Raw genomic sequence first — 10,912 nt, forward strand, 5'->3', positions numbered from 1 at the left:
GGACGGCAAAACCATCGCCACGGCATCAGATGACAAGAGTGCGCGGTTGTGGACGCTCAACGGGCAACTGCTGCAAGAATTCAAAGGGCATCAAGGCATAGTCTTAAGTGTGAGTTTCAGCCCGGACGGCAAAACCATCGCCACGGCATCAGATGACAAGAGTGCGCGGTTGTGGACGCTCAACGGGCAACTGCTGCAAGAATTCAAAGGGCATCAAGATTGGGTCAGAAGTGTGAGTTTCAGCCCGGACGGCAAAACCATCGCCACGGCATCAAATGACAAGACAGCGCGGTTGTGGCCTGTGGAGAATTTAGACCAATTGCTGGTGCGGGGTTGCAATTGGCTGCATGATTATTTGCAGAATAACCCGAATTTGAGCGAGAGCGACAAGCATCTCTGTGATGATATCAAGTAATATGATGTCTGTTAAATTGCCTGTAATAAAAGGACTCCACTCCCAACCCCTTCCCTTGCCAAGGGCTACGGTTTATACACAAGTCTTCTTTACCCCCTCTAACTCCCCCTTAGAAAGGGGGAGAACCGGATATTTCCCCCCTTGACAAGGGGGGACTAAGGGGGGTAAATCCAGGGTTTGGGCTTGATGACCAAGATGTATGTACACTGTAGCCTTGGCAAAGGGAGAGGAGCAAAAGCGCAGCTTTGGCGGGGTGGGATAATGCGGATATTATGATTACTCCAAGGAACATGATATAAATGGTTGGCAAAAGCTCGGCGATTCTCCAGAGGAGACGTTACCCGATCGCACTTTTTAGAATTATTGCAGGCGATGCCTACGGTGGTCACTGAGCCTGTCGTACCCCTACGGGGAAGCAAGCTACGCGCAGCGTCTCGTAGAGAAGTGCGGTAAACTACGCTACATTTTTAACTTTTGCAAAAGCGGTGCGTTAGCCTTTGGCGTAACGCACCCTACAAAGTTAAACAGTAGAGAAATTAGCCATTAAAAACGCGACTGCGCCACTTATTCAATCGGGCTTCTCCAATTGTGGCAGACCGTCGGGCATCAGCAACTTGCTCTTGTAAAGCTGCAATCTGTTTTTCTTGGGCGTCAACTTGCTGTTGCAAAGATGTATATTCCTTTGTGCTGCTAACGGAACTAGAAGACTGCAAACTACTAGTGAATTTTGTTGTACCGATGCTGGCAAATGGTCTTAAGTCTGCTAGTTGTTGTTGCAAAGTTGCAATCTGGCTTTCTTGCTCTTTAATCTTTTGCCGCAAGGCTTGTTCAGCTGCTGTCTGAGCTACTATAAACGGATTAACTGGAGGAGTAGTTTCTGGCTTTCGCTTGAATACTTCAGCAAGTAAAGCACTAATATCCGTGGGTTTCTGCCTACCATAAGGAGTGTTGGTAATTAGCGATCGCACCAGCTGAGGTTCATTATTTGTTGCTAAGTTCTTGTCACTGCTAGAATTGCTCCGCACCAGTTGCAGCATATTGGTAAATTCCAATATCTTTTTGCCCGTTTGAGTTTTATAACCCCGGTAATATGGTACTATGTTATCTCCAAAGGCATCTAGATACTCGTCGCTATCGAGATAAGAATCAATATCCGCCTCAAAACCCTTCTCATCTAAAATGTTGCTGTGATGTTTCGTCTCGGAGTAGTCATCGGGAGCGCGACCTAACAGGTGCTTGAAGTTCAGTTCAATCGCCCGGTAGCGGTAAACCTTATCAAAAAATCTGGAGCGATACAACTCTGATTTGGCAACCTGACGCACAAACTCACGGACATCGATTATACCTTGCTTGAGTTGGGATTCGGGAACGATGAGCCGCTCACTTTCCATAATGTAGGCATTACCCAACACTTGCCGATAAACTGCCCGAATTACAATTTCAATGTCTTCAACTGAAGCATTAGTCCACAGTTCAATGGGTTCTGTTTGGGGAAATGCTTGATATTGGCGGCGTCTAGTTTCTTCGTCTAAGAAGATTTGCATACTTGGTTAGTGTGGGTAGGAGTGACTAATGGCTTTGAGGACGTTTGCTAAAAATCTATATTTTTAAAGGTAATGGGAGCTAAGTATTTGTTAGTGGTTAGGTGGTACAACTAATACCAATTCTTTGTGAAACTGCACAAAACCAAGCTTGGTACAACTTGGGGTTTAAGCAAATTATTCTGGATTAACCTTGTAGTTAAACCCTATAAGCACTAACAAATTTTAATTCCCTTTACAGTCAGGATTAATTTATCAAGTTTTGGGGAGTGTTTTAGTTACATTTTCTAACAAACTTAGACGGCTAACTGTTAATAAGTAACAGCTAATCATAGTAAACAATTAGCAATTAAACATTAACAATTAGCCGTCAACCCCCTTAGGGAGTATTTAAAATTCAAAACTTAATTTTGAATTGGAGTGTAGACACCTGTGAGAAGGATTTCCGCAGGATAGTAACTCTTATAGGACTTACGCAAAAATCGCCCAAAAGCTTAATCTGTCGAACCGCCAAGACGCCAAGAACGCCAAGAGTTCGTAGAGTGTGCGTAAGTCCTATCTTAAACACGCTCATCAAATCTACTGTAGAAACCACCGTATTTAATCCAGTATTGTTTCAAAGTGTGATGAGGCGTATGTAAACTGGCTTTTGCCTGATATAAAATTACTTGGCGATGCTCACCCATCCAAACTTTATTAATCGGGTCAACGCATATTACTGTCCCTCCTAAAGAAGCTACACATTCAGAGAATCTTTCAATCGTTGTATATTCTAATGTCTCGAATATAAAAAAGCTACCCGAACAAATCAAGTGGCGACTGCGAATCCAGCAGCGCATTTTTTTTTCAGCTATTGGAGGTAACATGTTGGTTTTAACAAATTCAAGCTGAATCAACATAATGCGCTGATCGCACGTAATTCATCAGCAAAACTTTCCCGTTTTTCAAATCGTAAAGGGCCGGCGGTTGATCCCCATATTTGCTCGTGGGTTTCAATATCCATACCTTGATCTAGACTTAACCAAGTACGCTCAGTTACTTCTACTTCGCTGACAAGATATGTCTGGCATCCATTGCGCTTAATCAGACATTGATTTCCCGGTTCTACACTACCTCGAAACATTTCACCTTCTCGTTGGAAAACCATTGAACAGTGATAACGCCGTTCAATACTTTCTGGGGTGATCGTTTTAAGAATATCTAATTCACGAGCAGCACCTGCATAAAGCATCGGGTCTTTTAAGCTGTAATTTTCGATATAAATGCGATCGCCCCAATCCACTAATCTATGTACTCCCTGGCGATAGGGTGTCCATAAATCGTGGTCATATACTTGTTCTGAATAAAAACCGATCGCAGAAAAAAATTCAATCGGTAAAGGACGAAAGAAAATCCGAATGTGGGCGTAAAGTTGCGGATTTGCAAAAGATTGCTTGTAGTTGCTAAAATCTCCTGCCATCCAACAAGCTAAAGTGAGCAAATCGCTAGCGTTGCTGCTAGATTCACTGGGCGCTATTATCACGTCGCTTCGCTCCGAATTCAAAATTTAAAATTAACAATCCCCATAAATAAATTTAGGAGTTTGTATCCTTTTATAGCGCTTCTCGTTTGGATGCAATACATTTTGACCTCACTTCCATTCCTCTCTCCTAAAAGGAGAGAGGCTTTGAGGCTTACTCCCCAACGCTAGTAGGGAAGGGGCTGTTCTTGTTAGGTCTGTATTTCACGCAATTGAGAATTGCTATATGTTTTAACTTGATATTGCTAACTGGTTGAACTTGACAAAGAGCGAATCTCTGAAGAAAAGGAAGCTGTTGTCACACCTTTACCATCACTGGTTTTAATCGTCGCTACCCGAAATCGGAGATTTGGATTAGCAAACCAAATTCGTTCCTCAGCAGCAGCGAGTTCATACTCTGTCAGTAGGGTAAAAATACCATCTTCACTCAAGTGATATTTAGCCACTGCTGGGATTGTTTCGGCGTATCCCTGATCTCGCAGAAGTTTGCCTCTAGAAGGATTTTCGACATTGGGAATTGGCACTAGCACAGTAGTACCAGAGATTAGTTTATCGTCCCAGTCTGACTCACCCTCCCAAGTCATCCGAAAGGGGTGGGTGATACTGGCGGGGTCAGTCTCGTACAATTGACAGATTGCTATCACCGCCGGATCATTGAGGGATAGCGACTCAATGTCAATGGTAGACAGCACTTGTTCAAAGTGGGCGAATACTAAATGATGACCGCTCCGCTGCGATCGCCATTGTCCAATTGAAAGTTCAAAGAATTCAGTAATTTCCATTAAAAAAATGATTTTAAAAAGTAGCTTACAATCCAAGAGATATCTTGACTAAAATGTTATTTTCCTAGTCCATATGTTAGCCTCGTTGACCACAACTGCATTTAAGGGTGCTAAGTGTTGAGTTAGGAGTTATTCCACCCAATCCTTAGCATCCAGCCCCTTTTTCATCTCTACTTAGACAAATCTAAGCAACTTTAGTAATACTGATGATTTTGCCGTCCGCGTATCAGTTGTCTGTTATTTTTGCTATTAACTAGCTTCTGTAAAACTTTAGTTTGTGAAAGTGTGTTAAATATCGTTCGTGTATGACAACTGACGGTGTAATTGAGCAACCCCAGATCAGCGATCGCTTTAGCTAACTTTTGATGAATGATCAACACTGATGATTAGTGAGTGAAGACGTTAAATGAACCGATAGGGAGCAATGGTTTCAAAAAACCGCACCCAGTAAATCTAAGATTCAGCAACGACTCGCACAAAGTTGCGGACGTTGATTTCACCCCGTTTGAGTTGAGATTCAGGAACGGCTTGCCGTTCACTCTCTATTAAAACGCTGCTTAGAACTTGCTTGTAAACAGTTTTAATTACGGTTTCAACTTCCTCATTAGAGCGACTTTATTACAGAACAATAAAAGAGGCATCTTCAAATAGAGCGGCCCTTAATCTTAATGCTGATCCAAAAGCGATTCAAACTATCTCCCAGTTAACAACTAAATTTTATTTATGAGAAGGATATTCAACAGATGTTAAAAAATTTTACATCGTTGTAATCAAGGAGAGTCCATAGAGACTTTAAATCTTTATTACTTTTGATGATTGAAATTTTTACATCGTTGTGCCTTTACACATTCTGATACGATGTTGAAGCCATATCTATTAAAATTTGTTAAGTAAATAATGCTTTGAAAAATTTCAGCTTTATTTTAGTATTTGATTGGCGATTGGGGTACAGGTAATGGTATTGTAGTAATCTTCTGACTGGGAGCATTAACAGTGCTGAGTCATTAGTTCATTGGTCGCATCCGCATAATTTGTAAAGGCTTGGTTTGAGCCAGCAAGCACCACACTGGGATACACATTTGGCTCAGAACTTTTTACTTAGGACTACTAAATTTGGAAAGTAGCCAGTTGGGTAATTAAATGGTCAAAATAGGGAGCAATTTCTTGCTGATTGGCTTGACACCGCTTTAAACTAGCAACCTTGATACTTTTTAAGCCTAAGACCATTGCATCTATTGGAACTTGTAATTCCTGATAGAGCAAATTCATATAGTGCAATCCTGTGGGACTAGTATACTCAGTGTGACCGCCTGCTATGCCATAGGTAATACAGCGGAGAAAATGCCAAAAATCTCGCCAGCAAGCTTGGGCGCGTTCCGGCGGATAAAGACCTCCTCCAGGCTGGATAATTTCGGGATCAGTCGTCAAAACCTGCTCTCTAGCTTCATCAACAATTTCGGCGGCGCGATCGCGTAACAATTGAGCAACAGGAATCAATGCCGAATTATCAGGTGAGAAGGTTTTAATCTGCAAGAAATCTTCGTCGCTCAGATACCGAAAAGCATCGTCCGCAGCTTTGAATAAAATAATCGCTGCTTTTGGATGGGATTCCCACTCAGCAAAGCTGATAATTCTAGCTTTGGCTATTAATTCCTTAACGGTTTGGCTTAATTGAGTCATTGGTTTAGGGGATAGGGCATGGGGCATTCATTCAATCTTCTTAGAATGCGATCGCCATTTGGTGACATCTGTAAAATAAAGTAAAGAATAGCTCTACCAAATGCACCTATGGAAATCGATAAAATCCAAGATGAACTAAAGAACCCAGATTTTCACTATCGTCTGAAGGCGATCGCTGCCCTGAATAATTATGAATCAGAAGTTGCAGTTCCTCTGTTAACTAGTAAACTTCATGACTCAGAATTTTTGGTGCGTACTTTTGTGGCAAGGGGTTTGGGTAATCAACAATCAGCGGAATCTTTTGCTGCTTTGATGCAAATTATGAAATTCGACGATACGCCCAATGTGCGAGCTGAGGGGGCAAATTCTTTATCGCTATTTGGTAGAGTCGCAGTTTCTCATTTAGTTCTGGCATTTTATCAGGATGACCACTGGCTAGTTAAGCGGAGCATTTTGGCAGCGATCGCCGAAATGGATTGCCCTGAAGAACTATTTGATATCTGCGTTCAGGGTCTAAAAGATGAAGATTTCACAGTTCAGGAATCCTCTGTTGATGGACTCGGCTTACTAGCTGATTCTAGCCAACAGACTGCGGCATTATCCCAAATACTAACGTTGGTGAATGATCAATCTTGGCGGATGCGCGTGCGAGTTAGCTATGCCCTGAAACGATTTGACCAGCCCCAAGCAAAAGCAGCCCTGAACCAACTCAGACAGGATGAGAATCACCGAGTTGTCGGAGCTGCTTTAGAAGACTTGTTGCCACAATAGCGGTATGGTTTTGTTCGTAATATTGTCAGAAAACTTGTATAGCATATATCTTAATTATACCTTAAATTTACCACAAATATCCGGTTAATCTGCCAAAATCTGGAATAAAAAATTAACTTTTTCGAGATGAGGAGACATTTGTGACTGATATTCCAACTGGTCAAATGACTTGGCGATTACCAGGTTCCTCAGAATCTGCCTTACATTTGCGGCATAATGCTTCGGAACCTTGGCGATCGTATAAAGAATTTCCACAATATGTTCTACCTGATCCGCCCGGTTTTTCCGAAGGATACGCTACATTTTTAGCGCTCCTGAAAAAGAACTGGCAGCTGTTGTAAACTCACTACAGAACAACTGGTCAAACAATTTTGGATTTTGGATTTATTTCGCCCACAAAGAGCGCGGCTTGCACCTAAAATCTAAAATTGGCCTGGTCAAGGACTCAAACTCTCACGAGTTGTTGTGCGGGTGTAAGCGTTCCAAACGTCGAGTTCTGAATGTGGACGGTTAGAAAGCATAGCTTTAGTTGCTTCTGTAAGTCCTTGGGCAAGAGTAAAATCTGCCCCAGCGATACTTTGAAGATGCTCCATCTCTGCATCACTGAGGTCAGTTGCTCGCAGGTCTGTATCATGCAAATTGGCTCCAGTCAATCGAGCATTCCGCAAGCAAGCCCCTGTTAAATAAGCTTTCGTCAGGTCAGCGCCACTTAAAGCTGCACCTTGCAAATTGGCTCCTGTCAAATCAGCACCACTCAGGTAGGCTCCACGCAGATTAGCACCTTGTAAATCTGCGTTTCGTAAAGAAGCTGTATTGAGAAAAGCACCATTAAGATTAGCACCTGGCCCCACCGCTCCAGAAGCTTTGTAGTTATATTCTTGGGGCCATTTCGTTTGTGTATCATAACGCGCTACTTGGAGTTTGGCTCCCTCCAAATTTGCGCCACTGAGATTCGCTTGCTGGAGATCAGCACGGTTTAAATAGGCTCCCTGCAAATTAGCTCCACTCAAATCGGCTCCTCGCAGATTAGCGCCTCGCAAATCTGCCCCACTTAGATTTGCATCACTCAAGATTACCTCACTCAGATCAGCTCCTAATAGCTTGGCTTTACTCAAATTAGCTTGTTGTAAATCGACTTCCTTCAAATCGAATTGGTACAAATCTACCCCATCCAGAGCGATTCCGGCTTTCAGGGCTGTTAAGATTTCAGGAGTTGGACTGGGGCGAACGCTTGTAATAAGTTGAATTTCACTATTTGTCATCAGCTGATTTAAATATGACTTTTGGAGTTATTCTACACTTTAGCTATATCTAGACTTCATCTTCTGACTCAGTATTCAGTAACGCCAAAATTTGATTCCTAGTTCCTCACCGGAGCAATGGAAACGTCTCTGGCTTTGCTCAAAACTCCTAATTAAAAAACGAGGTTTCAAAACACATGCATCTAATACCACCCTTGACTATGATCGACTTCTTCCGTAAAAGTGAGGGGACATGGTTTACGGAACGCTCCGTTCATCATTTTGACTCGGCGGCGGATGAGTCGGGGGAGTCGAATTTGATCATTAAAGTTATGAAAAAGGATGATCCTAAAGTCCAAGAAGTCTGCACAGCCCAAGGGATAGACCCTACTAAAGCAACAAGCGGTGCTAGTTTTGCATGGCAGGCTAACCTAGACACCAGGTTACCGAATACCGATAATGCCGCTATTTTAGTTGATGTACCCGACGAAACGAGGCGTTCTGGAAAACTGATCCGCAACCAAGGCTATGTCGAGAGTATTCCGGTTGTGAGTCGGTATCAGTTTGCTGATGATGGAGTCTTGACGATTGATACTGATTATGACAATAACCAAGGTCAGGAACGTTGTTGGTTTGTTACGGATGATTTTCGCGTCAGGGTTAGTACGGTGCGAATGATGAACGGAGTCAACTTGATGACTTATTGTTCTGAGCGTCGCTGTGTTTCCCAAGAAGTCTTGGAACAAATGATCAGTTGGAATCATGCTAGGTAGGGAATAGAGAGTCGGGGACAAGGGGGATGAGGGGGACAAGGAGAATAATTCATGCCCATGCCCCATGCCCAATACAACTCTTGGAGAGGCTGGCGCTTAGGGCGTAGCTATGCCGCAGGCTTTACGACCTCGCTCAGGCTAAACTCGGCACAAGTGCCCCATTAAGGAATGTTGCTTAGTTTCTCATAAATGAGACGTGCATGATTGACATCCATTATTTTCATTCAAGGGTTAACAAATCATGCTCCATGTATAAGCCTTTCCTGGAATTTTTAGAAAAAGAGCTATTTCAGCGGTTTGATTTACAAAGTAGGGTTATTCTCCCTGGTTTGGAATTCAAAGTTAGCGATCGCGGCAGAAACCCAGCAACTATCCGCAGTTGGTGTTACCAATGTCAAGAGTTGCGGAAGATTCGCTATACATACATTGATGCCGGGGAAAGCGCCCAAATTTTTAACAGCGTAATTTATCCTAGTCATCACTACGATCTACCGCTATTAGGGATTGATTTTTTATCTTTTGGTAAAGTTAAAAACTTGATTGTGCTTGACTTTCAGCCATTATTTCAAGATGAAGATTATCAAAAAAAATATATAGTTCCGCTAAAATCTCTCCATGATAAATATCCAGATTTGGCGCAAAATTTAGAAATGAAGTTTTACGATGCCAATCAGTATTTTTCTAAATATTTATTGTTTGCTAAAACAGATCCTCAAACAGTGGCAACGCGAGTATTTGAAGCTTTTCAGGATTATTTAAACTTATATTGGCAAATGCTAGCAGATGCCCAACCGCTCCAAGACCCTGAAGATATCCAGCGGATTGTCAAAGCCCAAAAAGATTATGACCAATATAGTGCAGACCGCGATCCAGCATCTGGTTTGTTTAGCAGTTACTTTGGTCATGAATGGGCAGAGCGCTTTCTGCATGAATTCTTATTTGAAGATGCTGTTCCCCTAGCAGTTAGTGGCAGTAAAAGATGACTGAATGAAAATGGGCATTGGGGATTATTAATTTTGAATTTTGAATTTTGAATTCGGAGCAAAGCGACGTGACACTCTATCAACCGTTTCTCGATTATGCGATCGCCTACATGCGATCGCGCTTGGATTTACAACCCTATCCTATCCCCACCGGGTTTGAGTCTAAGAGTGCTGTTGTAGGCAAGGGAAAAAACGAAGAAGAGGTTGTCACCACCAGTTATGGTTTTCAAACGGCAAAATTGCGCCAAATTCGTGCAGCTCATGTACAGGGTGGCAATTCGCTACAAGTGCTGAATTTTGTGATTTTCCCCCACCTCAACTACGATTTACCCTTTTTTGGAGCGGATCTGGTGACATTGCCAGGAGGACATTTAATTGCTTTGGATATGCAGCCGCTATTCCGGGATGATCCAGCATATCAGGCAAAATATACTGAACCAATTCTGCCCATTTTCCACGCCCATCAACAGCATCTATCTTGGGGAGGAGATTTTCCAGAAGAAGCACGACCATTTTTCTCTCCGGCTTTTCTGTGGACTCGTCCCCAAGAAACGGCTATAGTAGAAACTCAGGTGTTTGCCGCTTTCAAAGACTATTTAAAAGCTTATTTGGATTTTGTAGAGCAGGCAGAAGCTGTAACAGATTCCCAAGATTTAGCAGCCATTGAGCAAGCCCAACTGCGATATCTGCGATATCGGGCTGAAAAAGACCCAGCACGAGGGATGTTCAAACGCTTTTATGGTGCGGAATGGACTGAGGAATATATTCACGGCTTCTTATTTGATCTAGAGAGAAAATTAACACCCATCAAATAGAGGCTCTTGTGCAGGAAGTCATTAGACCTCTTGCAAAAATCTTTGAATCACCCCTCCCCAACCCTCCCCGATGTATTGGGGAGGGGGCAAGATTTCAAGTTTCCCCCCTTTATAAGGGGGGATAAAGGGGGGTCTATTCGACTAGCCCTTTCAAGGTGACTCGTACAATCTCTTATTTTTTCTCAGCGCTCTCTGTGACTCTGCGGTTTAAAAGTAATTTATTTAACCACAGAGGCAAAGAGTTGCCAGTGCGCCCTTGCGGTTCCCCGACTTGTTCGCGCAGCGTCTCCTGTCTTGAGAAGCAACTGGCGCGACACAGAGGTAATACCAATTTTGTCTGAAGATGCACAGAATATTAAACGAACCGCCAAGTACGCCAAGAGCGCCAAGAA

At 42.8% G+C, this 10,912-nt stretch carries 12 protein-coding genes and 1 pseudogene; 6 read left to right on the forward strand and 7 right to left on the reverse strand.

Annotation, left to right across the window (positions count from 1 at the left end):
• A partial coding sequence (locus tag V7K35_RS00785) for a WD40 repeat domain-containing protein (protein ID WP_442939659.1) occupies nt 1–415 on the forward strand: 415 nt, incomplete at its 5' end.
• Nucleotides 416–951: 536 nt separating this feature from the next.
• On the opposite strand, the gene V7K35_RS00790 is transcribed toward V7K35_RS00785, so the two are convergent.
• From V7K35_RS00790 to V7K35_RS00810, 6 genes and pseudogenes are all read right to left on the reverse strand, one after another.
• Nucleotides 952–1,959: a phycobilisome rod-core linker polypeptide gene (locus tag V7K35_RS00790; protein WP_335075566.1), complete on the reverse strand. Its 1,008-nt coding sequence runs from the start codon at nt 1,957–1,959 to the stop codon at nt 952–954.
• A gap of 557 nt (nt 1,960–2,516) precedes the next feature.
• Complete coding sequence (locus tag V7K35_RS00795; RefSeq protein WP_335075568.1) at nt 2,517–2,855, reverse strand: CpeR family transcriptional regulator; 339 nt, start codon at nt 2,853–2,855, stop codon at nt 2,517–2,519.
• Nucleotides 2,849–3,478 (reverse strand): chromophore lyase CpcT/CpeT, encoded by a 630-nt coding sequence (locus tag V7K35_RS00800; RefSeq protein ID WP_335075570.1) that lies wholly within the window; start codon nt 3,476–3,478, stop codon nt 2,849–2,851. The genes V7K35_RS00795 and V7K35_RS00800 overlap by 7 nt, the downstream gene beginning before the upstream one ends.
• Nucleotides 3,479–3,720: 242 nt before the next feature.
• Nucleotides 3,721–4,257, reverse strand: coding sequence for a phycobiliprotein lyase (locus V7K35_RS00805; protein ID WP_335075572.1), 537 nt, complete (start codon nt 4,255–4,257; stop codon nt 3,721–3,723).
• A gap of 453 nt (nt 4,258–4,710) precedes the next feature.
• Nucleotides 4,711–4,854: pseudogene (locus V7K35_RS29560) on the reverse strand (phycobilisome rod-core linker polypeptide); the annotation flags it as partial.
• Nucleotides 4,855–5,364: 510 nt separating this feature from the next.
• Nucleotides 5,365–5,964, reverse strand: a complete 600-nt coding sequence (locus V7K35_RS00810) for a phycobilisome protein (RefSeq protein WP_335075574.1) — start codon at nt 5,962–5,964, stop codon at nt 5,365–5,367.
• A gap of 81 nt (nt 5,965–6,045) precedes the next feature.
• Here V7K35_RS00810 and V7K35_RS00815 point away from each other — a divergent pair, with 81 nt between their 5' ends.
• Complete coding sequence (locus tag V7K35_RS00815; protein ID WP_335075576.1) at nt 6,046–6,708, forward strand: HEAT repeat domain-containing protein; 663 nt, start codon at nt 6,046–6,048, stop codon at nt 6,706–6,708.
• A 140-nt stretch (nt 6,709–6,848) separates the two neighbouring features.
• Nucleotides 6,849–7,049, forward strand: coding sequence for a hypothetical protein (locus V7K35_RS00820; RefSeq protein WP_334785555.1), 201 nt, complete (start codon nt 6,849–6,851; stop codon nt 7,047–7,049).
• A gap of 96 nt (nt 7,050–7,145) precedes the next feature.
• Here the strand turns inward: V7K35_RS00820 and V7K35_RS00825 are convergent, their stop codons facing one another.
• A complete protein-coding gene (locus V7K35_RS00825) occupies nt 7,146–7,970 on the reverse strand; it encodes a pentapeptide repeat-containing protein (protein ID WP_335075578.1) in 825 nt (274 codons plus the stop codon).
• Nucleotides 7,971–8,146: 176 nt separating this feature from the next.
• Between V7K35_RS00825 and V7K35_RS00830 the strand changes: the two genes are divergently transcribed.
• The 3 genes from V7K35_RS00830 (at nt 8,147) to V7K35_RS00840 (ending at nt 10,520) form a co-directional block, all read left to right on the forward strand.
• Nucleotides 8,147–8,722: a phycobiliprotein lyase gene (locus tag V7K35_RS00830; RefSeq protein WP_335075580.1), complete on the forward strand. Its 576-nt coding sequence runs from the start codon at nt 8,147–8,149 to the stop codon at nt 8,720–8,722.
• A gap of 248 nt (nt 8,723–8,970) precedes the next feature.
• Nucleotides 8,971–9,705 (forward strand): 15,16-dihydrobiliverdin:ferredoxin oxidoreductase, encoded by a 735-nt coding sequence (locus tag V7K35_RS00835; RefSeq protein ID WP_335075581.1) that lies wholly within the window; start codon nt 8,971–8,973, stop codon nt 9,703–9,705.
• Between the two features lie 68 nt (nt 9,706–9,773).
• Entirely contained in the window at nt 9,774–10,520 is a 747-nt protein-coding gene (locus tag V7K35_RS00840; RefSeq protein WP_335075583.1) for a phycoerythrobilin:ferredoxin oxidoreductase, read from the forward strand.
• The last annotated feature ends 392 nt before the right edge of the window (nt 10,521–10,912 follow it).

It is taken from the genome of Nostoc sp., assembly GCF_036917275.1.
In the GTDB taxonomy this organism is placed as follows: Bacteria; Cyanobacteriota; Cyanobacteriia; order Cyanobacteriales; family Nostocaceae; genus Nostoc.

Bases quoted from the DNA above. Each gene is read 5' to 3' on its own strand.
- V7K35_RS00790 (WP_335075566.1), bottom strand. From the start codon at position 1,959: ATGCAAATCTTCTTAGACGAAGAAACTAGACGCCGCCAATATCAAGCA.
- V7K35_RS00795 (WP_335075568.1), bottom strand. From the start codon at position 2,855: ATGTTGATTCAGCTTGAATTTGTTAAAACCAACATGTTACCTCCAATA.
- V7K35_RS00805 (WP_335075572.1), bottom strand. From the start codon at position 4,257: ATGGAAATTACTGAATTCTTTGAACTTTCAATTGGACAATGGCGATCG.
- V7K35_RS00810 (WP_335075574.1), bottom strand. From the start codon at position 5,964: ATGCCCCATGCCCTATCCCCTAAACCAATGACTCAATTAAGCCAAACC.
- V7K35_RS00815 (WP_335075576.1), top strand. From the start codon at position 6,046: ATGGAAATCGATAAAATCCAAGATGAACTAAAGAACCCAGATTTTCAC.
- V7K35_RS00825 (WP_335075578.1), bottom strand. From the start codon at position 7,970: ATGACAAATAGTGAAATTCAACTTATTACAAGCGTTCGCCCCAGTCCA.
- V7K35_RS00830 (WP_335075580.1), top strand. From the start codon at position 8,147: ATGCATCTAATACCACCCTTGACTATGATCGACTTCTTCCGTAAAAGT.
- V7K35_RS00835 (WP_335075581.1), top strand. From the start codon at position 8,971: ATGTATAAGCCTTTCCTGGAATTTTTAGAAAAAGAGCTATTTCAGCGG.